The 22,697-nt window shown below is 67.3% G+C and carries 15 protein-coding genes; 11 read left to right on the forward strand and 4 right to left on the reverse strand.

All coding sequences use genetic code 11. The features are described from left to right. Positions 1-24: 24 nt before the first annotated feature. On the reverse strand, positions 25-1,611 hold the full coding sequence (locus QHF84_RS05115; protein ID WP_281312032.1) for a CocE/NonD family hydrolase: 1,587 nt from the start codon (positions 1,609-1,611) through the stop codon (positions 25-27). A 693-nt stretch (positions 1,612-2,304) separates the two neighbouring features. On the opposite strand from QHF84_RS05115, the gene QHF84_RS05120 reads away from it, so the two are divergent. The 4 genes from QHF84_RS05120 to QHF84_RS05135 all read left to right on the forward strand — a co-directional run bounded on the left by QHF84_RS05120 (position 2,305) and on the right by QHF84_RS05135 (position 8,258). Further along, positions 2,305-5,547: a TonB-dependent receptor gene (locus QHF84_RS05120; protein WP_281312033.1), complete on the forward strand. Its 3,243-nt coding sequence runs from the start codon at positions 2,305-2,307 to the stop codon at positions 5,545-5,547. A 151-nt stretch (positions 5,548-5,698) separates the two neighbouring features. Beyond that, complete coding sequence (locus tag QHF84_RS05125) at positions 5,699-6,325, forward strand: hypothetical protein (RefSeq protein ID WP_281312034.1); 627 nt, start codon at positions 5,699-5,701, stop codon at positions 6,323-6,325. 357 nt (positions 6,326-6,682) lie between these two features. Then, positions 6,683-7,021 carry a hypothetical protein gene (locus QHF84_RS05130; RefSeq protein WP_281312035.1) on the forward strand — a complete coding sequence of 113 codons (339 nt, stop codon included), beginning with the start codon at positions 6,683-6,685 and terminating at the stop codon, positions 7,019-7,021. A gap of 463 nt (positions 7,022-7,484) precedes the next feature. Next, positions 7,485-8,258: a hypothetical protein gene (locus tag QHF84_RS05135; RefSeq protein ID WP_281312036.1), complete on the forward strand. Its 774-nt coding sequence runs from the start codon at positions 7,485-7,487 to the stop codon at positions 8,256-8,258. A gap of 1,163 nt (positions 8,259-9,421) precedes the next feature. Here QHF84_RS05135 and QHF84_RS05140 read toward each other — a convergent pair. Then, the gene (locus tag QHF84_RS05140) at positions 9,422-10,126 is read right to left on the reverse strand and encodes an alpha/beta hydrolase-fold protein (RefSeq protein WP_281312037.1); all 705 of its coding nucleotides are present in this window, start codon (positions 10,124-10,126) and stop codon (positions 9,422-9,424) included. Positions 10,127-10,580: 454 nt separating this feature from the next. On the opposite strand from QHF84_RS05140, the gene QHF84_RS05145 reads away from it, so the two are divergent. From QHF84_RS05145 to QHF84_RS05155, 3 genes are all read left to right on the forward strand, one after another. Continuing rightward, a complete protein-coding gene (locus tag QHF84_RS05145) occupies positions 10,581-10,979 on the forward strand; it encodes a hypothetical protein (RefSeq protein WP_281312038.1) in 399 nt (132 codons plus the stop codon). A 255-nt stretch (positions 10,980-11,234) separates the two neighbouring features. Then, complete coding sequence (locus tag QHF84_RS05150; protein WP_281312039.1) at positions 11,235-11,582, forward strand: hypothetical protein; 348 nt, start codon at positions 11,235-11,237, stop codon at positions 11,580-11,582. 111 nt (positions 11,583-11,693) lie between these two features. Then, positions 11,694-14,261: an AAA family ATPase gene (locus tag QHF84_RS05155; RefSeq protein WP_281312040.1), complete on the forward strand. Its 2,568-nt coding sequence runs from the start codon at positions 11,694-11,696 to the stop codon at positions 14,259-14,261. A gap of 131 nt (positions 14,262-14,392) precedes the next feature. Here the strand turns inward: QHF84_RS05155 and QHF84_RS05160 are convergent, their stop codons facing one another. Next, positions 14,393-14,815, reverse strand: a complete 423-nt coding sequence (locus QHF84_RS05160; RefSeq protein WP_281312041.1) for a protease inhibitor I42 family protein — start codon at positions 14,813-14,815, stop codon at positions 14,393-14,395. A gap of 400 nt (positions 14,816-15,215) precedes the next feature. Further along, entirely contained in the window at positions 15,216-15,701 is a 486-nt protein-coding gene (locus QHF84_RS05165; RefSeq protein ID WP_281312042.1) for a hypothetical protein, read from the reverse strand. Between the two features lie 485 nt (positions 15,702-16,186). On the opposite strand from QHF84_RS05165, the gene QHF84_RS05170 reads away from it, so the two are divergent. The 4 genes from QHF84_RS05170 (at position 16,187) to QHF84_RS05185 (ending at position 22,671) form a co-directional block, all read left to right on the forward strand. Continuing rightward, positions 16,187-16,969, forward strand: coding sequence for a hypothetical protein (locus tag QHF84_RS05170; protein ID WP_281312043.1), 783 nt, complete (start codon positions 16,187-16,189; stop codon positions 16,967-16,969). Positions 16,970-17,023: 54 nt separating this feature from the next. Next, on the forward strand, positions 17,024-17,806 hold the full coding sequence (locus QHF84_RS05175) for a hypothetical protein (RefSeq protein WP_281312044.1): 783 nt from the start codon (positions 17,024-17,026) through the stop codon (positions 17,804-17,806). Positions 17,807-17,931: 125 nt separating this feature from the next. Further along, entirely contained in the window at positions 17,932-20,340 is a 2,409-nt protein-coding gene (locus tag QHF84_RS05180) for a DUF4350 domain-containing protein (protein WP_281312045.1), read from the forward strand. Between the two features lie 6 nt (positions 20,341-20,346). Beyond that, positions 20,347-22,671: a DUF4350 domain-containing protein gene (locus QHF84_RS05185; RefSeq protein ID WP_281312046.1), complete on the forward strand. Its 2,325-nt coding sequence runs from the start codon at positions 20,347-20,349 to the stop codon at positions 22,669-22,671. Positions 22,672-22,697 lie beyond the last annotated feature (26 nt).

Here is a 22,697-nt window from a genome sequence, read left to right on the forward strand (position 1 = left end):
CGAGAGCCTCGACCGAGCCCCGTTTCAAGGGTCGTACGAGAGCTTCAGCACGGACTGCTTCGACGAGCTATAGCGAATGTTGACCTGGTGCACGCCGAGCGTTGCCGGCTGATAAAGCGGGTCGTAGGTGTCGAGCACGAGGGCCAGGCGGTGGCCGGCCGGCACGTCGTAACCCGCCGCGACGAGCTCGATGGACATCTTCACGTCCTGCCCGGGCGTCGCGTTGTGCAGGGTCCTCACGCCGTGCGAGATCAGCTTCCCGTTGCCCAGGATATCCTCGTCATAGAGGTAGGCGACGAGCTGGGTCTTCGCGTGCGAGGGAGACACCCAGACGTCGAGCGTCGAGACGCCGCGAAGCTTGAGCGGGGCGCTGAAGGACGAGGTTTCATAGACGATCGAGTTGATGCTGGAGGCCGCGGGCAGCCAGGCCGAGACCTCGAGATCGAGGTGCGCGTCGAGCGTGGCCGAGAGAATCGGAATGCCTGTCGTGGCGATCGAATCGGCGCCCGACCAGATCGAGTTCGTGGACGTCGACGTGTTGGGCGAGCCCCGCAAAGCGCCGTTCCCGATCAAGCCGCGGGGGCCCAGGTAGAGGGTCTTCGTGCTGACGCTGGCGCTCGGCCAATCCTCGAACGCGACGCGCTGGTGCGAGGACTGGAGCTCCATCGTGACCGGCGGCTCATCCATGATGCCGTTGTCGACGCCCTTGAGCCAGTAATCGAACCAGTCGTGGACGTTGTCCCACACGTAATTCGGTAGCCCGAGCAGCCCCGTGGCCTCGGCGCTGATGTGGATGCCCTGGTTGACGTCGATCCGCTTGGGACCGGTGAGCAGCGAATACAGCTCGAGCGAGGAGTTCGGCTTGAACAGCTCGTCGTTGAAATTGTTGCTGATGTAGACGGGGGCGCTCCGGGCGTTGATCTGGTCCACGTACGTGAGGGGGGAGCGGTCGTTGGCCCAGGCGATCGCCTCGGAGACGTCGGTGCCCGCGAGCAGGTCGCCGAAATAAGCCGGGATGTCGCTCGAGATCTCCCCGAGCAGATAACCCGAGCCGACGAGGAGCGTGCCCCACACGAGGCTCGTCGACTCGCCGCCGTAAAGGGCGTCCGGCAGGCTGCCCCACCCGCTCAGCGCTGCCGCGGTCTTGATGCGCGGCTCGTGCGCGATCCCGAGCAGCGAGAGCCCCGCACCATACGACATCCCGGAAATGCCGATGTTCGAGATGTCGGCCTGCGTGTTCGTGTCGAGCCAATCGATGATGGCCGCGAGATCCTCCATGTCCTCGGGCCCGCCCACGGTCGCGAATGCGGTCGACTGCCCCCAGCCGCGGGCGCTGTAGCTCAGCACGAGATAACCGTCCTGCGCGAACTTGCTGGCCTGGGCGAGGTACTCGTGCTCCTCGAGCGCCCAGCTATTGACGAAGATGATGGTCGGGAGCGCCGCGTTCGAGCTCGTCGTGACGGGGGTGAAGAGATTGGCCGCGATTTCGGTTCCGTCCGCCGACGTGATGACGATCCGATCATCGAATCGGATGCTCTCGGCGGCCAGCGCGCTCTGCGAACAAACCAGCCCAGAGATGGCGCCGAGCGCCAACACCGTGAACTTTTTCATGTCCTCGTCCCCTCGCGCGGGCCCTGAAATGGCAGAAAGAATCCGCCTCTGCGCGAGAACCACGCGCGTCGCCCGGCGTCTCGAAATACCTTACGCGAAGCGGCACCGAAATAGCCAGCGAATTCTTGCGTACGCTAAGGACTTTGTAGGACGTACCAGGCGCGTGACCCGCCGCCGAGTGCTGCCATTCAAATTTTGCGATATCGTTCTCCGTGGCCCTTCAGCCTCGTCGTTCGGCCCGTTCACGTACCATTCTTCCAGCCCGTCGCGCTCATAACGAACCCGACGGTGAAAACGATATGCCGGGCGCCTCCTGGCGCCTACACGCAACCACAACGTAAGTTCACCCGGATCCCTCGTCGACGAGACCCCGGAGGAGGTCGGACCTCGTCGGGGGCCTCGTCGACGAGGCGCGCGCGCAGCTCGGGCACGACGCGCGTCGATGTCTGCGCTCGCGTACGGGTACACGGAGGACAAGCCCCGCGACCGCGTCTGTTTCACGCCCGCAACAGCGGAGCATTGCTGTAACGACGGCGTGTCAGTGTCACGCGCGCGTGACACCCTCCGTGCAGGTGTCCTGTCTCGATGCCCAGGATTCCGCGGCGCGAATCGTGGTACGAGGATTGCTCACGTGCAGGCCATCGTCCTGGAAGGCAGGGTCTTCACCCCGTCAGCATTGGAAATCGAATCGTCATGCGCTTGCTCCATGGCCCCCGATGGTTTTCCCCGGCGACGACCTTTTGCCTCGGCCTCTTGGCCGCCTCCTCCGCCTCCGCCGCCGGAAACTCGGTCCTGACCGGGACCGTCCTCGACGCGGCGACGAAAAAGCCCGTCGCGGACGCCGTCATCACCGTGGTTCTACCCGGGATGCAGGGCGAGCAGGTCGTCGTGACGAGCGCGTCCGGCACCTATCGCGTTCCTTCTCTCCCCCCGGGCGAATACACGATCCGGGTCGAGAAGGAGCAGTACAGGCCCCACGTGCGCGGCGGGCTCACGCTCCTGACGAACGGCGCGATCCGCGTCAACATCCAGCTCTTGCCCGACCTGCGCTTGGTGGAGCCGCCCTACGAGCCGTCTCCGCCTCCGTCGATCGACGAATCGGCGACGACAGGCTTGGTCGTCGATGCAGATGTCTGGCATCGCCTCGCGGTGGCGCCGCCGGGAGGTCGAGCCTCGGCCGTGCGATCGTTCGAGAGCCTCGGGGCGCTCGCGCCCGGCGCCCAGCCGACGAGCCTCGGCTTTTCCATCCACGGCTCGTCGGCGCCCGAGAACCGATTCCAGGTCGACGGCGTCTCCGTGGGCAACGCTTCGGACGGCATCAACGACATGCCGCTCTCGCTCGAGTTCGTCCGGGAGGTCCAGGTCGCCACGGGCGGATACATGCCCGAGTTCGGCCGGACCACGGGCGGCGTGTTCAACGTCGTCACGAAGGCGAGCGTCGACGAGTTTCACAGCTCGTGGGTGTATCGCAACAAGTTTCGCGGGTCGATCTTCGGCGGCTACACGCCGGGCGCGTTCGAGGGAGCACGAAAGCCCGTGCGCGCGGAGGGCACGGTGGTCGCTGTCGATCAGAAGCTCGGCGCGATGCGTGATTTCGGGTTCGAGCTCCGCGGCCCCATCAAGGAAAATCGCCTGTGGTTTTACGCGGGATTGAACGTGGCCTTCCAGGACGTCGACATCGTGCGTTCGCTGGGCCGTCTGCGCTACGAGACGAACCCCGACGGATCCTTGAAGCTCGACGCGAGCGGCCATCCCATCAGCCTCCGCGATGAATACGGATCTCAGCTCACCGAGCCCATCGCGGGCGGGACCCGTCGCTACATCGCGTCGAAAGAGACGCTGCAATACATCGGCAAGCTCACGTGGTACATCAACGAGCCGCAAGACGACCCGTCGCATACGTTGACGCTCTCGGTGTTCGGTTCGCCCACGTGGTCCGGGGGGGACGGGCGGCTCTCGCTCAATGGGGTCACGGGCACGACCACGGCGATCGACACGAGCTCGCTGGAGGGGCAATACACGGCCTTCGGGCGGCGGGAAGAGCAGATGAGCAACACCACCTCCCTCACGTTCTCGTCGGCGTTCCTGCACAAGTCGCTCCTCCTCGACGCGACGATCGCATATCATCACGCCTCCTCGAACCGCCTGCCGGTCGACCGGGCGGCGATCGGCAGCGGGAAGGGGCTCGACGCCGTCCCCGGGATCGCCTGGACGCGTGGGGCGCCGCATACCATCGCCGATTTCGAGGATCTTCCGGCAGGGAGCGGCTGCGAGCCGAAGGGGGCGACGAACGTCATCCATTGCCCCGTGCGCGCCTACCTGAGCGGTGGTCCCGGGAACGTGAGCGAGTCCAGCACGAACCGCTTCCAGGGGAAAGCCGTGGTCACGTACCTGCTCTCGGCGCTGGGGTTCCACGTCATCAAGGCGGGGATCGACGTCGAGGTGTCGAACAGCCTGTTCGCCCAGGCGAATACGGGGAACGTATGGCTTTCGGAGACGCGGGATGGCTCGGGGTGGCAAGTCTGGCGCATCGGCAACCTGACGAACCCGGAGGACGTCTACGTCCCGAAATTGCAGTCCTCCACGACGCGCTCCACCCTCGTCGGCGGGTTTGTCCAGGATAGCTTCGACATCCTCGGCCGGGTCAGGCTGGACGCAGGCTTGCGGTACGACGCGCAGATGATGTCGAGCAGCGATGGGATGGGCATGCTGCTCCCGAACCAGTGGTCTCCACGCGTCGGAGCCGTCTACGACCTCACCCGTCTGGGAAGGTCGAAGATCTTCGCCAGCTACGCGCGTTATTACGAGAACGTGCCCCTCGGCCTGGCCGACCGCTCGTTCGTCCAGCGGCCCCTCACCGTGTCGGAGGTGTCGAGCTCCGTGTGCGACCCGCGCGACCCCGCGAAGGTCGAGGCCTGCCTGGACCCGAAGAACAACCTCACGATCGGGCAGCCCTCCTCACCGAACCGGCAATGGGGTTTTCATTCCGGCGAGCGCGCGGCGGTGGATCCGGAGATCGAGGCGCAGTCGATGGACGAGATCTCGGCAGGCGGCGAATACGAGGTCTTCGGCGCCGCGCACGTGGGCGTCAACTACGTGCACCGTTCGCTCCACCGCGCCATCGAGACCATGAGCCGGGACGAAGGGGCGTCGTTTTTCGTGGGGAACCCCGGCCATGGCGCGGGCTCCGACTTCCCCGAAGCCCGGCGCGACTACGATGCCCTGACGCTGTTCTTCCAGAAAACGTTCTTCAAGGGGTGGTTCGCGCTCGCCAGCTACACGGCGTCGTATCTCCGCGGGAACTACCCCGGGCTCGCCTCGGGGCCCTATCCGTCGCCCCACACGCTCTCCGATTTCGACCTCCTGTCGCTCCAGCCGAACCGTGACGGCCCGCTCCCCGGGGATCGGCGTCATTCGGTCAAGGTCTTCGGCGCCAAGGAGTTCGTCCTCTCGAAGAGCGTCCACGTCAACATAGGAATGGGCTACACGGGCGCGTCGGGCGCCCCGCTCGACGTCCTCGGCGCTCACCCCTCCTACGGCAGAGGTGCCGCCTTCATCCTGCCCCGCGGCGCGGGGGGCAACTTGCCCTGGGTCCACAGCGTCGATTCGAACCTCGTCGTCGGCTACAAGGTGGGCGAGGACAGCACGCTCTCGGTGAGCGTGGACGTGTTCAACCTGTTCAACTTCCAGGCCGAGACCGGCCGCGATCAATCGTTCACGTACGCGAACGTCCGGCCCATCGACGGCGGCACGGCCGCGGACCTGCCGAACAAGGGAGAGGCGGCCTGCGCCACCGGCGCGGGTTGTCGCTACAAGCTCGTGAATTTCGAGGACGGCTCGCCCTTCGATCCCGCCGACCGAAACCCGAGCTACGGCAGCCCCACGTCCTACCAGAGCCCGAGGACGATCCGCATGGGCATGCGGTTGACCTTCTGATGGCGGAACGAGGAGACGAGCCATGGCAGTGCCGGGATGCTTTTCCACCGACGGCGATTGGGAGTGAACATGGCAGCGCATTCGGCAACAAGCGCACGGTGGCGGAGACGCCGGAGGATTGATAGGCTGCGCGCTCGCGAAGGAGAGCGCCATGGACCGTCGGCAACTGATCTTGGGAATGGGCGGCGTTGTGGCGCTCGGCGCGTGCCGGGCGGCGGACGGCAAGTCGCGGCAATCGGCGGCGCGCGCCGATCTCTACCGGTGCGAGGGCTGCGAGGGCGTGTTCGAGCGGCAGCCGACCGCTTCGAGCGCGCGGATCGCGCCGCCGGGCGAGCCGGGCGAACCGCTGGTGCTGGCGGGAACGGTGATCGCGCTCGACGGCGGGCTTGCGGCCGGCGTGACGATCTACGCCTATCACACCAATTCGGCGGGCCTTTACGCCAACGGCACGCCCGAGACCGAGTGGAGCCGCCGCCACGGCCGGCTGCGCGGCTGGGCGAAGACCGGAGCCGACGGGCGCTACCGCTTCGAGACGATCAAGCCCGCGCCCTATCCCGACCGAAGCCTGCCCGCGCATGTCCATTTGACCGTGCTCGAGCCCGGGCGGCGGCCCTACTGGATCGACGACATCGTTTTCGACGACGATGCGCTGGTCGATGCTGCCTATCGCCGGCGGATGGAGAATCGCGGGGGCGACGGGATTGTCCGGCTGGACCGCGAGGCCGACGGGCGGCTGCTGGCGGTGCGCGACATCCTGCTCGAGCGGCACCCAGCCTAGCAGCCTGTGGAATTATCGTCGCGAGCGCCCCGAAGCTAGGGCGACGGAGCGAGGAATCCTGAAGGATTTCGAGCGATGTCGACCGACGATTCGGGGCGCGCAGCAGATAAGTCCACAGGCTGCTAGCGGCGGCGGAGCCGCGCGTCCTCGATGCTGACGAAGCAGACGCCGGCGGGAGTGGCCTGCCCAGGGCCCGCTCGCAGACGACGGAGCGCGGTGGCGTTGCTCGCCCCGCGACGGCCAACTTGACGGGCCGAACGCGGATAGGTTTGTAAGTCAAAACGCCAGCCGGGTTTGCGTCGACGGGCCGCGTCGATTTTCTGTTACCTCTCGCTTCCCCGCGCATTGTTTGTAGGCATGGGATCGTCCAAACCCGATTTACGTAGCCGACGCGCCGAGCTCCTCGGCTTGCAGCTCGATGTCCGGCGCATCGTCCGGAGCGACAAGGCGCGCACGCGCGACTCCGCGGACGACAAGGAACAGCAGGTGATCGCCAACGCGCTCGGCGACCTCCCCAACTACACGCCGCACCCTGACGGCATGAAGCCGTGCATCATGGAGCCACCCACGCAGAAGAAGCAGACGCACACGCCGCACACGCCACGGCGTCCCCTGGTCGACAGCGACAAGCAGGGCCGCCCCACGAGCGGTTTGTCCGCGGACTCGAAGGGTTCGTCCGCGGACACGTCCCACTAGGATTCGAGCCTCCGAGTGTGCTAAAGATCTCGGCCCATGCGCGCGATCGTGTGCTGTTCGATCTTGCTTCTCGCGTCGCCCGCGGCGCGGGCGCAGAGCAGTCTCTCCAGCGCCTCCGACGAGAGCCCCGAGGCGGACGTGGAGCTGCGGTTCCAGGCGTTCGCGCAGCTCGCGGACCGCGAGCGCGCCGCGGGGCGGCTGCGGGAAGCTGCCAAGGCGTATCGCCAGGCGCTCAACGTGCGGTCCGATCCGCTCGTCTCGGGGCGTCTCGGGCTCGTGCTGGTCGAGGGCGGCAGGCCCGAGGATGCCGCCGAGCTTCTGCTCTATGCGCTCCATCAGGCCCCGGCGACGACGCCCGCGGAGCGTGCAGAGCGCCGGCGCTTCTTCGAGGCGCACGAGGTGGCGCGCGCTCATGGCTCGTGGGTCGAGATATTCGTCTCTCACGCGGGCGCGCGTGTGACGTGTGGACGGCATCGATCGGAACGATGCGGGGCGTTCGGCCTTCTGGACGTTCGTGGCGGGAGGAGAGCACGAGATCCGGGCGACGCTCGACGGATTCGAAGAGGCGGTCGTGAAGTTCACGGCCGTGAAGGGGAAGGACATGAAGGTTTCCGTTCCCCTGACGGCGCACAAGGTGGAGGAGGAGCCGGCGGTCTATGTGCCGGAGAAGGACCCGACCGCCACCTTATCGGCGGTGGTCTCGGGGCCTAGCTTCACGAAACAGGAAGACCCGTTCGCGTACGAGGAGCAGCCGAAGGATCCGACAACAGCCACCGAAAGAAAGGGCCTGCGGGGCTTCCTGGGAGTGGGGCCGGTCGTCGTGTTTGGTGTCGCTTCATGGATGCCCGCCGTGGGGGCGATGATCGGCGGCGGTTTGCAGGTCAATCAGCACCTTTCGATCGGGATTGAGGCCCGCGGGGCCTGGTTGACAACGGGTGTCGCGGACCAGCCCATCAATGCGATGACGGCGGGCGGGATCGCGAGCCTGTGTGGGCACTACAGGTGGTTCGTCGGCTGCGCGCTCGGGCATCTTGGCGTGATCACCGTCGAGGCCACATCGCAGGGCTACAAACCCGCCAGTTTTGTGAATGTCAAACCCGGAGCCGGTGGGCGCGTTGGCGCAAAGGTTCAGTCACAGAGTCCTTCACGATCCACGCGGCAGCCGACGTCCTCGGATTGTCGAGCGGCGTCCAGGTGGTTGTTGGACCAACGGTCCTCTCCGATCAGCCGCCGGTGATGATCGGCGTGCAGCTCGGCGGAGGTTGGGAGTTTTAGACATGCGTACGGCTCTTTTCTGTTCGCTGTTATTTTGCCTCGGAGTGGTCGGCGCGTCCTGCACGGCGGCTCCCTCTTTCAACGAGTTCGAGTGCGATCCCGACTCGTTTTTCCCGGCGCCCGCGTGCATTCCAGACGGGGGCACGGATGCGGGCACCGACGCCGAGGCGGGGCCCACAGAGCCCGACGCGGGTCCATCCGCGTGCCCCGGCCGGTGCGTCCCGGTACCCAGCGGAAACGCGGGCTACTGGTCGGAGGTCGCGGTATCTCTCCTCGTGTACCCGCCAAACGCGATGGCAGAACCTCCGGAGTGTCCAGAGGGGGCCTCGGCCGAGAAGTGGCGCCTCTTCGCGGACCTCGACGCCCCTGCCGCCGCGTGCGAGCCTTGCGAATGCGGCCCATCGACCGGCGCGTGCAAAGCACTGCCGGAGAAGTTCGAGATCCGCGCGGGGGCGTGCGGGGAAAGCGGGGCCGCCAGCCTCCCTTTTGATGCTCCGGCCGGTTGGGATGGCTCCTGCACGAGCGAAAACGCCCTTCCGGCCGGTGCGCAGTGCGGCGGGGAGCCGTGTGCCCAGTCCGTGTGGGTTTCACCGCTCCCCGGGCCGACAAACGAGCAGGGGTGCAGCCCCAAGAGCGAGACACCTGCGTTCGCCACGACGAGGGAGTGGAAGACCGCGGGCCTCGCGTGCATGAATAACACTGTCGACGACGCCTGCGCCGACGCAGGGACGCAGTATTGCGTGAGCGATCCCGGCCCTGGCTGGCTCCAATGTGTCGTTCGCGAAGGGGCCGACGCCCCCTGCCCGGAAAACTACAACTGGGCCCGTTATGAGATGTACCCCGAGGATGCCGTCATCGACGAGCGCAACTGCGAGGAGTGCGCGTGCGGGCCGCCAGAGGCAAGCGCCTGTACGGCGTCGTTTCGCCTCTACGAGGGGCCGCTCTGTTCTTCTCAATCGGAGCAGTTTGGCCTGCTGTCCCCCGATGACCAGTGTCACGACACGGTTCCCCCGGGGCATGCCATCGCCGGCAAGGCGATCACGGACCTCGAATACGTGCCCGGCACGTGCGCCGCTACCGGCGGAGCGCCGAAGGGCGAGGCCAAGACTTCACCTCTACGAGGGGCTAAGCGCTGCACAGCCACGGAAGCGCGTCGGCCAGTTCAGCCCGCCAAGGTTCGAACGCATGTGCTCCGTGAAACACGTGGTGCCTCACCTCGGCGCCGCTGGCTATGAGCGCATCGACGGCGGATTGCACTCCGGCGACCTGCGTGAACTCCTGGCGCATTCCCGTGGGTGGATGGGTGGCGTTGTCCTCGAGCTCCTGGTCGCCGACGCTGAGCCAGTGGCGGGAGCTGATCTTCGGGAATGCGCGTGCGAGGCTCGCGAACCGTTTGCGTTCCCACCAGAAGGAGCCGGATTGGCTCAGCGCGGACGAAAAGACGTGGGGATGGGTCAGGGTCATGTGGGCGCTGGCGAGGCCGCTCAGGCTGAGACCGCAGACCAGATTTCTCTCGCCGCGGATGGTGCTCGCTCGGTTCCTGGCCCAGTGAACCAGGTCTTCGGAGATGAATCGAGCGAAGCGATCGTTGCAGACGAAGTCTTCGTGTCGTGACTGGGGGCCGTTGCTCGGAACGAAGGCGAAGGACATCTGCGGAATGCGTTGGCTTGCGATCAGCTCCTGGAGAATGGGCAGGGCGCCGACGCGCTCGAGATAGTATTCTCCGTCCAGGAACACGCAGAGCGGGTGCTCGGTCGCCTGGGGGCCGGCGATGAACCAGACGGTACGGGTGTAGTCCTTGCCTTCGACGACGACCTGCTCGGTGTTCATGGGCCGATTCTACAGAGCCTCGCGCTCGAAGAGAAGCGTGGGCTCGTTCAGCGCACCAGCGTTTGCATTGCTCGGCGCGAAGGTCCTGCACACGGCGCCCGAACCGAATCTTGAACCCGCTTGCGCTTTTGGCCTTACGGGTTGCCATGGTCCACCCCTCTCTGCGTCACGGGCCGGACGTAGACCCGCCTCTCGGATACGACACTCTCCCACAAATCGACAGCGCCCGAGTTACCTCGTGCCCGCTCGCGCATTGTTTGTCTCCTGAAGGGGCGAGCATCTCGCTCCCTTTCGACGCAATCGACCCGCAGAAGGAGGCGATGGGCATGCTTCTCTGGGCAAACGCTGCCCCCTTCGCCCTCTCCTGGGGGTCGTTTGTCGCCGATCTCAGGCGGCTGCGAGTCGAGGCGCCCCTTTGAACGCGGTCCCCCTCTGAAGCACAGGAGAGAGCAACATGAGCACCACGAAAACCACGAGCAGCACCAATAAGAGCGACGAACCTGCGGAGTTGGCCACGGCGTTTGCGCTCGCCAGCGATGGCATTCTATATTTTGCACTCGAGAACGCTCCGCCGCCGGGCCGTTCGGTGTTCGTGGGCTATGCGCTGCGTGCCGACGAGGCCCAGAAGTTTGGCGTCGGGGGCTTGCTCCTCTGGGCGATCGTGCATCCGCTCGCGCTCGGGAGCGATGGGTGCATTTACGTCCGAGAGGGGCTCATCGATGCCGAGGGGCGAGACGTCTTCCGGGGCTTCGCCGCGACTCCCGAGGAAGCAACCCGCGCGGCCGAGGAACTACACCGTATCGCGTCCAATGTCGTCGTCGAAGTCTTCGCGCGCAAGCGTGCCGCAGCATAGCCTGGTGCGAATCACGCCGGCTGTCTTTCAAGCTTGGCGGGCGAAACGGAAGGCAGAGGATCCGGTCCGCAGCGGCCCCGGCGACGCGCTGAACCGCCAGGATGGGTGAACGCCAAGCCCTCCGATCCCGGGAGGGTGCGAGATCAGCCGAGATCAGGGGACGTGGCACCCGGGTTCTGCAGAATGCCGGTCACCGATGGTTGCCGCTTGCGCGCCGAAGCGCGGAGCGGGCCCCTGCGGAAGGAAGGCTACACAATGTTCAAGCACGTTCTGGTTGGGCTGATGATCGCTTCCGCGTCCCTCGCGGGCTGTGCCGTGGGGGGCGAGGAGGTCGAGGAGGCCGAGCTCGCGCTCGAAGACCGCGAGGACAGCGACGGGCGCGAGGACGGCGGCGACCAGCTCGCGCTCGAGGGCGCCGGAGAGGCGCCGGACCCGCTCGACCGTGGCCGCGCCTGCACCAAGGCGGAGTGGAACATCGCCGAGCAGCACGCCGACGACAACCACTTCCTGCCGATCCCCGGCTCTGCGAACACGCTCGACCCGCACGTGACCGGCTGCACCGTCAGCAACGGCTGGATCGTCTACACCTACACGTACCCCTGATCGGTACGCCGGCACCAAACGCGGGAGGGCGTCGTCGCGAGCGCGACCCCACCCCCCGCGTCCCGCAATCCGACTCGTAAAGTCTCGGCATTGCGCTAGAAAAGGTCGCGGATGCTCCCCGCGTCACTTCCGCTGACCTTGCGCGCGCCGAACCCGCCCGCGCTCTTCGTGGGTCGAGAGAAGGAGCGCGAACAGCTCCGCGTCGCGTTCGCGAGGGGTCCCGTCACGCTCGTGAGCGGCGAGCACGGCGTCGGCAAGACCGCGACGGTCTTGCAGGTCTTGCGCGAGAGCTTCTCCGAGGTGCCGGTCGTCTTCGCGTCCTTCGGCGGGTTGCCGGACGGTGTCGCGCCGGATCGCGAGCTCGTGCGCATCGTCGCCGCCGCTGCGAGCGTCACCCAGATCGCGTGGGCCTCGGTACTTCGTGTGCGCGAGAGCCTCCCCGAGGTGCTCCTCGACATGGCCGAGCGCGCGCGGCTCTGGCTCGTGCTCGACGGGGTCACCGCCGATCCGCTGCTTCGTGATCTCATGAGCGTCGTCTCCCGCTACGCGCGCGAGTCGCGGTGGATCGTGACCGGTGAAGGCTTCTGCGAGAGCCGCTTCGTCCCCGGACAGAGCCTGCGCCTCGGGCCGATGTCCGACGACGAGCTCGCGACGTTGGCGCACGGGACCGCTGCGAGGCCGCTCGATGTCGGCGGGGCCGTGGAGGCCTCCCGCGGCAACCCCGGCGCGCTCCTACGCGCCATCGCGCCGGGCGCCGCGCCGGATGTCTCGATCGTCGACCCGATGCTCTCGGCGATGCGCGCCCTTTCCGATCGCAACGCCGCGACGGTGCTCGCGTGGCTCGACGAGCACGCAGAGGAAGCGCTGCGCGACGGTTATGCGCGCAACCTGTACGCGGTTCTGTCGCTCCGGCGCCACGAGCCGGAGCTAGGCCGGTGGTGGATGCGCTGCTCCGCGGAAGTGGGCGATCTGGCGGCGCTGCCGCACGGCGCCGCGCAGCACGCCTCGCTGAAGGACGCTCTGGTGCTCCTCGAGGCGTTCTTCTCGGGGGGCGATCTCGACCGCTCGCTCCGCGACGCGGAGGCGCTCATCGCCCGCGCCGAAGCCGAGGGCGCCCCTCGGATCGCCGGCGAGGCGAAGACGATCGCCGCCCGGTGCCTGGTGATGAAGGGTGAGCTCGCGCGCGCTCTCGCCCTGGTCGAGTCGATCGAGACGGAGGACGACGAGCTCGCCTGCTTGCGCGACGGTAGCGCCTCGACCGTCCTGGCGCTGATGCATCGTAGCGACGAGGCGCATGCACGCCTCGAGAGGGTCCGTGCCGGCGCAGTACGCCTTCCCTTCCGCGCGCAGAACCCGATCCTCTTCCGCGCCGCCGACACCCTCTACCAACTCGGCCTGCTCGAGGAGGCGCACGACGTCCTGTCCCAGCTGATGTCCGGCGATCGCGCTCGCTCGCTGCCGTTCCACCACCTCGGGCCGATCCTCCTCTTGCAGCTGCGAATCGCGATCGACCGAGGTGCCCTGCGCGACGTGGCGGCCCTGGAAGAGCGGCTCGCTCCGTTCGCGCGGGAAGGGACGCTGCAGCACCCTTTCGCGGGATCCTGCCGGGTGTTCGCGCGCGTGTGGGCGGGCGACTTCGACGGGATCGGCGAGGAAGTGAGCGATTCGCTCCAGGCTGCGCGCGAGGGAGACCTGCTCGAGGCCCAATCGTCGGCGGCGATGGCTGCGATCGAGGTCGCGCTGGCGCGCGGCACGGACTTGGGCGTCACCCTGCGTGATCCCCTCGTGCTGTCGTTGCGAAACGGGGCGCCCGCGAGCCCGCTGCTCGAAGAGACCCTGCGGCGCGCGCGCCTCCGCCTAGGCGAGCACGTCCCCTCCCCGCCTCCCGCGGTGCGGAGCATCGAGCACGAGATCGTGGCGCGCCTTGCCGATGCCGAGGCGCACGTGCTGAGGGGCGCCTGGCACGAAGCGACCACGGCCAGTCGCGCGGCGGTCCAGCACGCCTCGCGCTGGGGCTACGCCTCACGTGAAGCGCACGCGCGCTCGACGCTGGCCTTCCTCCTGCTCGCCCAGGGTCGCCGCGAGGAGGCCGCGCAACAGGCAGGAAGGCTCCGCGAGTCGGCAGAGCGCATGGGGAGCGCGCGTTTCGTCCGCGAAGCCGAGCTGCTCGTGTACCTCTCGCAGCCCGCCGCCTCGATGCTGCAGCTCGTGGCTTGGGCCCGCGACGAAGCCCCCGCCCCGCTCGTCGCGCGCTGCGCACGACGCCTGCTCGGGGCGCCCGCAGGTCCCGACGCCGTCGAGCGCGCACTGTTCGACGCGCTCGTCGGCCACCTCGGAAAAATCGAGCACCTCGCGCCGGGATCCCTCCCGAGCTGGGGCATCACCGACGTCGATCGATCGGTCGTCCTCGACGACGGATCGCGCATCTCGTTCGAGTCCAAACCGCTGCTCTGGCGCCTCCTCGAGGTCCTCTGGGCTCACGGCGGCGAGGCCAGCAAGGAGGAACTCGTTCGTGAGGTCTGGGCGCAGCCCGACTATCACCCGCTGCGCGACGACAACCGGCTGCACGTCACCATCCGCAAGCTGCGGGGTCTGCTGATGGATGGCCAGCCCCCCGCTCGCATCCTCACGCGCGACGAGGGCTACGCCCTGGGAGGCAGCCCCGTCCGCGTCCGCTAGGTGCGGCAGATCAGTCGAGATCAGTGGCTCGGCGCCGGGGGGCGCCCGCAGAAGGCGCGGCGCTCGCGGAAGCTGCGGGCTGTGTCGTGTACGGGGTGACGAGCAAGCGGCGAGGCTGGATCGAAGGCGGTTCAGGGCACGAGGTTGACATGGACCTGCCAGAGCGTGGCTCCCTCGATCCCAGCTTCGAACGGCCTCAGATAGAGCATCCGGAGCCACTCGGCCACTTGGACGGTCGTGTTCGTCGTGGGAGTGAAGCGAAATTCCTCCACGCCTCCGCAGCCCACCGCGCCGCCGGGGCAAGGCCGCGCGTTATACAGATGTCTGGACACCTTGACGATAGAGCCGGGCGCAAGGACGGTATACCATGAGCTCCCCGTGGTGGGATTCGATTCCACACGCACGATCAGCGTATCTCCCCTCCGCAGGGTCACCTCGTGGCCATTATCGGCGTTGGTCACGACGATCTCGCGTGCCTGCGCTCTCGCCGGCCAAAGGCCGACAAGGACCGAGACAAGAGCAAGGACGACTGAAGACGACCAGATCTTTTTCATGGAGCTCCCCCTTGGCTGTCACAGCGAGCCAGCAAAGGCTCGCCCCGTTTATCTGAGGCGGAGCTCGACCGCTGAAAAGCGCTCGCCGACTGCAAGCCACCTCGGAGCTCGGTTCCACCGTCCCAGAGCTGCCATTCACGTCATTCCGTTCGTCTCGCCTCACCGCCTGGACGTGCTCGCGCAGGTGCCCAACGTTGCAGCTCGATGCATCATGACCGCACCGCTGGCGGGGCCCGCCGGATTGTCCCCCGACGGTTGCTCCCCGACGGAGCCTTCAGTACCTTCATCACGTCCTTCGACGTCCGGCGGGTCCTGAACGATTACGGGCTTGCCGAAAGGGTGCGCGGCACGTCCAGCGGCGACGAAGTGAAGCTGGGGAACCAGCAGATTCCGCTCGGCGTCATCGTCGGGTCGCCGTGGCAGTTCCATTGGGCGTTCCGGCCAGGTTCATGCTCGTACACCACCAATGGGTCGATAGCGTGTTGTCATCCCCAAGGGTGAACAACACGTCTCCCCGCAGGCACGCATTGGGATTGTCCGCCACCGGGCTTCCAAGGGCCGTCCAGCTACCTCGAGCCGTCTTTCCGTCCGCGTCCACGGAACCCTCGAAGGATACGGTGACACCGCTGCCGAGGTCGAGGGTTCCGCTGATCTTGTTGTTCTCCGCCTCCTGGATCGTTATCGGGACCTCCCTGGGGTTCGTGCTCGGGTCCGGAGGAACGACCCAAGTCCCTGCCCACGAGCCGTCCGCCATCGATAGTGCGGATGACGCAGGCTCGGTGTCCCCGTCTCCCGACGGCTCCTTCGACCCGCACGCCGCTCCTCCCACGACGAGCGCGAAACAGAGTCCGGATCGAACAACTTCGATGAAGGTTTTTTTCGTCATTTTGCCCCACCCGCCCAAGACGATTTGTTGGCCTGCCGTCATTATTGCGCTCGAGCTGGCCGACGCAAGCAGGTGATCCGTCTCTCGGCATCTCGAAGCGCAACAAATGGGCGTCCTGCGCCGGCGCGCGTTCGCCGCGCCTCACGCATCGCTGTACGGCTTCCGTCGCTTGCGGCGCAGAGACCCAACACCACGTTCCCGATCAGCGCAACTCCTTTGTGCGCAAGAGCGGCCCGCGCTGCCATTGGATCGAGTTTTGTCGAAACGCGGATCAAATAGGAGAGGCGAACGTGGTGAAGAGCAGAATCAGGATGTTCGTGGTCCTCGGTTTTTGGGGGGCTCCTCTCTTGAGCGCGTGCCATCGGCGCTCATCGGCCGAGGGGGCGGACACTCGGCCTGCCGCGAATGCTGCCCCGATCCAATCTGCCATCCCAGAGCAGCCCGCACCGGCGGCGCCGCAACCCGGTATCGACGCAAAATGGTTGATGGCGGCGGTCAACGCCTATTATGACGCCCGCCGGCACGTCCCGCGTGTGGGTGAGTTCCAGATCGTCACCACCCTTTTGAAGGACGGGAAGCCGGACAAGGTCGTCAAGAGTCGCCAGAAGGTATACATCAAGGACCGCAAGGCGCGCGTGGATACGGTCGAGACCGAGGTGCTCGGGGCGACGCCGCCCGCGCGCGCGGATCTGATCGAGCTGGGGTTCCGGCAGATCTGGATCCACGACGGCAGGGAGACCAAATGGCTCAGCATCCTGCCGGAGCCCGATGAGGGCGGGGGGCCCGCGAAGGTGAAGATCGACGGAGTGGTGGTGCGGCACTACGCGCTGCCCCCAAATCTTCCGAATACGTACATCGACCCCCTCCGCACCGTGGAGATATCGCCGGAGTTTTTCGAAGCGCAACTCACTGCGGAGCCGTTGCGGAAAGACGGTACGGCGTGGTTCGTCCTCCGGACCGGGGCGCCCATGTTCCCGAGCTACGACGTGAGGATCACGCGGAGCGCCCTCTGGGTCGACGCGCGGACGCTCGAGGTGCGGCGCATCGAGATGGATATCGAGGAGGACCTGACACCCGGCGCGCCACCTGCTCGGATGAGCGTGCTGCTCGACTCCGAGCTCCATTGGGGCGTCCCCATCGACGAAGGCATGTTCACGCTCGAGCTGCCCGCCGGCGCGCGTGATGTCACCGCGAGCCTGGCCGAGAGGGCACGGCGGACGCTCCTCGAGAAGGCCAAAAAGGGAATATCCAAAGGCAAACCGGAATGATCCTTTGCTTCCCGTAAAGAAGCGTCCTCGTGTCTCGTAGAAAGGAAGTGAACAATGAGATTCCTACGGCTCATCGGTCTGGGTTTGGCGGCGATTCCGATCGTGGTCGGATGCACTGGGCTCGGGAGGCCTCCCCAAAACCTGGCCCGCGGCACGACCAGCACATCGCCGCTCTTCGCGCAACAGCTCGATAAAAAGCTGAAGGAGATGGACGGCGTTTCCACACCTCCTTCCGCTCCGCCACAGGAGAAGGAGGAGCATGCCTTCTTCTTCCCGAGCGGCGCGATCAGCGGATGCGCAGCGAGCGGCTGCGCGCTCAGCGCGTGCGGCGGCTCGGGGTGCCCGGCAAGCGGGTGCGCCGGCTCGGTCTGCGCCGGCAGCGCGTGCGCCGGCTCGACCTGCGCCGGCAGCGGGTGCGCCGGCTCGGTGTGCGTCGGCAGCGGGTGCGCCTCCTCGACCTGCGCCGGCAGCGCGTGCGCCGGCTCGGTGTGCGTCGGCAGCGCGTGCCCCAGTTGCGCGGCCGCGTCCCCGCGGGCGTGCGGCGAAGGATCCACGAATGAAGTCTTCGGACGCATCGTCGGCCTGAACGTCGAGGCTTCGCGAGAAGGCGCGGCGATCTCGTGGATCGCCTCCGGTTCATCGCTGGGGCGTTACCGCGTCTACCGCATGCCTGCCGACCCGGAGGGGACCTCGGTGCTCATCGAGGAGGGCGAGGCCCGCGCGGATCGCCTCACCCGCGTGGTGGATTCGACCTCCAGCGGATCCACGGGGTACCGCGTCGAGATCTGGGACGAGTTCGGCCACGCGTTCAGCGTGACAACCCAATCCCCTACCTGACCATGAGCCCCCACGAAGGTCACCATTCGCCTCGAGCCCCGCTGCATGCACGAGCGGGGCTCGAGCCCAACAACTCCCCGCTCCGGAGCTGGATTCCTATCGGTTTCGGCTTCTCGGCCCTCCTCGTGGCCGCCGGATGGACGGGGCCTCTGACGCCGAGCGCGGGTCGCTACCTCGCGCTGCTCTGCCTTTTGCCCGCCATGGCCTGGGCGTACGCCCGGAGCCTCGCGCCGACGCGATTGCGCTGGCTCCTCTGGGCGGCTCCGGGCTTGCTGCTGCTCGCCTCCGCGGCCAGCGACAATGGCGAGCGCCTTCAGGTGCTGGGCGTCGTGACCGCCCTCTGCGCCGCGGCGCTCCTGACCCGCACGGCCCCACGCGCGGGCGAGGTGATGGCCCGGGTGGCCCGCTCCGCGGCCCTGGTCAGCCTGCTCCAGGTTTTCCTCCACCACGTACCCGGCGCCTTTTGCGCCTGGGACGCGGCCGCCGACGCGATGTCGCGCCTCGCGGGCCACCTGAGCGGACAGCCCCTGCGGCTCGGCCCCACGTTTTCCGGCGTCTGGGTTGCCTTGCTCTTCGCTTTCCTGGCCCTGCCGCTCTCGCCGCGCGGCGCGGTCGACGCACGCCGCGCCCGCGGGCGAGCGGCGGTGCTGCTGCTGGCGTGCGCCGTCGCGCCCATCGCGTACATGGCGCTCCTCGGGCCCATCGAACGGCTCGGTCAGCTTGCCATCCAGGCCATGATTCTCCCTCCGGTGATCCACCGGCCGCTCGCCTTCCATCCCGGTCAGGTGAGCGCCTTGGCGCCGCTGCTGCTCCTCCTCGCCCTGCTCGTGCCGGCGCAATACGCCCTCGGCCATCTGTCTCACGCCCCGGCGTCCCCGGCGCCCCGGCGCCTCCTGCCGCTGGTGCTCGGCGGGCTCGCGCTCTTCGGGGCCGGCTACGCGCTGACAGCGCCCTTGCTGCCTGCCCCGCCACGGGGCGCCGTCATCGCGATCCACGACCCAGAACCTCCGGATTCGGACCGACCTGCGGTCGACCTATCGAGTCCAGCCATCGGTCGTTATGGGCTCGCCCAGGCAGGGATGTTTGGCGCTTTCCGCAATTACCTGGAGGCGGCTGGCTACACGACGCGTGTGCTGCGGGGCCACATCGATCCCGAGCGGCTCGAGGGCGTCGACGCGCTGGTCGTCATCAACCCGCAACGCGTGTACACGGACGCCGAGCACGACGCGATCTGGCGCTATGTGGACAAGGGTGGCGGCCTGCTCGTCCTCGGGGACCACACCGATCTGTTCGGCCTCCAGGAGCCCGTCAATCGGCTCCTCGAGCCCATCGGCATCCGCTTCGAATTCGACTCGGCATTCTCGCTGCGAAGGCACTGGAGGCACACGCAGGAGTTCTTCCCGCACGCCATCACCGCCGGCCTCGTCGACGCGCTCGACGCGCAGATCGGTACCGGCGCCTCGCTCACGCTGCGCGGGCTCCGGACGCGGCCCATCCTCGTCGGCCGGTATGGGTTCGGCGATCTGGGAAATCGGGCCAACGGCGGGCAGGGCGGGCTTCTGGGCGATTACCGCTATGAGCTCGGGGAGCGGCTGGGCGACATGGTGCTCGCGGCGGATGCAGACCATGGCAAGGGTCGGGTCGTCGTCTTCGGCGACACGTCGTCGTTCCAATCGCTGTCGCTGCCCCACGCCTACGCCTTCGTGGAGCGGACATTCCGCTACGTGGTCACGCCTCAGGGCGCGGCGTGGTGGTCGAAGCCTCTTTTATGGCTGATCCTGGCGGCAGCCATCGCACTCCTCGTCATCGGACGGCCAGCGCTGGGCGTCACGGCGGCTGCGGCCGTGCTGCTCGTCGCGGCCGACGCATGTCACGCGCTCCACGCCCGCCCAGCGCCGGCGCCGCTCGATCCGGGTCGGCTCGCCCTCGTCGACACCACGCACGTCGGGCGGTGGCCGCTCGATTATTTCGAGGAGGGATCCATGGGCGGCATCCCGACGGCACTCATGCGCGCTGGTTACCTGCCCGTGATGTCGGGGAGGATGCCCGAAGCGGCGCTCGATGACGCCGCCCTGGCGATGTTCATCGCGCCGGTCGAAGCCGTAGCGCCCGCGACCAAGGCGCGGCTGCGAAGCCTCCTCGAGCGCGGTGGCACCCTGGTCGTGGCATCTGGCGGCCGCGGCGCATCTGCGGCCAACGATCTCTTGGAGATCTGTGGCATGCGCATCAGCGATTCCCCGCTCGGCCCGGCCAAGGACGAGGGGACGACGGGGGACGACCCCGCCTCGTCGACCCAGCGCGTCGTGCAGTTCGTCGATGCCTGGGCCATCGAATCGAAAGGCAGACCGTTCCATGCGGTGCACGCCCGATATGCCGGCGCAGTCGTCAGCGCCGAGACCAGGGTTTTCCATGGGCGTTGCCTGGCGATCGGCGATGGGCGCTTCTTCGGGGACAAGAACCTGGAGGGCGAATTCGCGTTCCAGCTCGGCAATGTGAAGTTTCTCGAGCGGCTCCTGGAGAAGGGCCGGAGGTAGGCACCGATGATCCGCGCTCGCCTTCTATTGGTCGGGCTATTGCTCTCTGCGTTCGGATGGCAGAGCTTGTATGAGATGCTGGGCGGCCCTTCGTGGGTTGCCGGCGTCCTGCTGCCGGCGGGTCTTCTCGTCGTGGGCCTCGCTCTGCCGTCAGGACGGCAGCACCGGATCGCTGGCGCGCTCGGCGCCGTGCTCGCGCAGGCCGCCGCAGCGCCTGCTGCCATGGCGCTGCTCGCGCGCTGGCAGGAACTCCCCGGGGTGGCAGCGGCGATCGCCGGCGCGGCGCGCCTGTTTGGCGCGGCTGCCGCGTCGAGCGACGACGGCCGCGTGATCTTCCGGAGCGGCGGCGAGGTGGTCGAGTTTCTCCCGAGCCTCAGCCGCCTCGCAGCCTTTCCGCTCCTGCTCGCGCTCGCCGGTATTTGCGGGCTGGCCCTCCTCCTGCCGCTCGAGCGACCAGGCCGGGCCCTCGGCCGGTGCTTCGCTGCCTTCGCGGGTTATGCGCTCGCGCGGCTCCTGCTGCTCCTCTTGCTGCGGGCCGACCTTCCCGAGAACGGATTGGAAACGAGCGTGTGGTTCTGCCTCGCGACCCTTTTGCCGGCCGCGGTTCTCCTACCGCGCCGGCTCACCGTCGTGCCGGTCGCGGCGCGGCGCTCCTGGCGGCGCCTCGCCGTGGCCGCCAGCGCAGGTCTTGCCTGGGCCCTCGCGCTGGGCTTCTCCGATCCTGGCGAGCGCAAGACCGGCCGCGTGCTCTTCGACGACAGCCACGGCGACTGGGAGCCCACGGACACGCCGTTCGACACCGACCATTATGGCCAGCGCATTTCCTACGCTTATAGCTCATTTTATCGAATGCTCGCTTGGTATTATGATGTGAGCCGTCATGATGACGGGCCGATCACGGACACCACGCTCGCGAACACCGACGTGCTCATCCTGAAGACCCCGACGCGCCCCTTCTCCCCGGAGGAGGTCGATGCCGTCGAGCGCTTCGTCCGTGGAGGCGGGGGGCTCTTCCTCATCGGCGACCATACGAATCTCTTCGGGATGACAGATGCCCTGAACGTGGTGGCCGGCCGGTTCGGTCTGGCATTCCGCGACGATGACACGTTCGCGTTGGCGAACGAGGGTCTGTCGCACTGGCGCAGGCCGCGCTTGCTGCCCCATCCGATCGCCGCCCGGGTGCCGGAGTTCGGTTTCGAGACATCCTGCACCCTCGCCGTGCCCCTCGGCGCCCGCGCACCGATCATCGGCAATGGCCTCGGCGCCGAGAAGGCGGAGTACTCGCACCCCGGGTTCTTCGGGGACATCCACCTGGGCATGGGCGACGACTTCGGCTTCTTCGTGCAGCACGCAGTGCTCGATCACGGCCGTGGGCGCGTGGCCGCATTCAGCGACAGCACGCCGCTCTCGAATTTCTCCATTTTCTTCCCGGGGCGCCGGGAGCTGGTGCTGGCCACCGTCGAGTACCTCGACCGCAGGCCGACGGCATGGCGGCATGTTCCGTTGCTCGCCATGGTGGTGCTGGCGCTTTCGCTCGTCGGGCTGGCGAAATTCCAGCGCCGCGCGGCGGCCTTTGCAACCGTGGGCTCCGCGCTCGCGGGCGCCGGACTCGGTTGCTTCATCGCCGCTCTGTCCGTTCGAGGGTTCGAACTGCCCGAGCTCAGGACTCCCGTCCATCAGGTCCATTTCGACCGTGCGATCTCCCGGCTCGTCCTCCCGAACTCGCTGAGCGACGAGTCGTCGCAAGACCCGATGGCGATGGACAGTCTGGTTGTTGCTGCGCAGCGGATGGGCTCTATGCCGGTCGTCTCCGACACCCTCGCCGCCGGCTTGCAGCAGAGGGATCTCGTGGTGATCATCGCCCCGCAATCGATGCCCGAGTCAGAGCAGCTCGACGCCCTCCGGCGTTTCATCGGTCAAGGCGGCAGCCTACTGATCGTGGACGGGCTCGCGCAAGGTGGCGTCGCGACCGAAACGCTTCTACAAGCATTTGGCATGGGGATCCGCATTGATCTGGCACCATCGAGCGTACGGAAAGCCGGAGCGACACGCATGTCGACCTCCACGGAATCCGATCATCCGCCGCTGGCATTTTCGCGGCCGGTGCTCGACCTGGTAGGAGGCACTCCGGTATTCCAGGACGAGCAAGGCAGGACGATTTACAGCGAATCGCAGTTTGGCCGGGGAAAGATAGGGGTCCTGGTCGACGCGACCACGGTGAGCAAGAGCGCCCTGGGCGCGCGTTTTGCAGGCACGCCGACGCCACAGCAGCGCGCACACCTGGAACTCATCTACCAAATACTCGGGCGCCTCGTGGAAGGGGCGCACTGATCGCCCTACGTGACTCTGGTCGACCG

The sequence above is a fragment of the Polyangium sp. y55x31 genome (genome assembly GCF_029946505.1).
Lineage (GTDB): Bacteria > Myxococcota_A > Polyangia > Polyangiales > Polyangiaceae > Polyangium.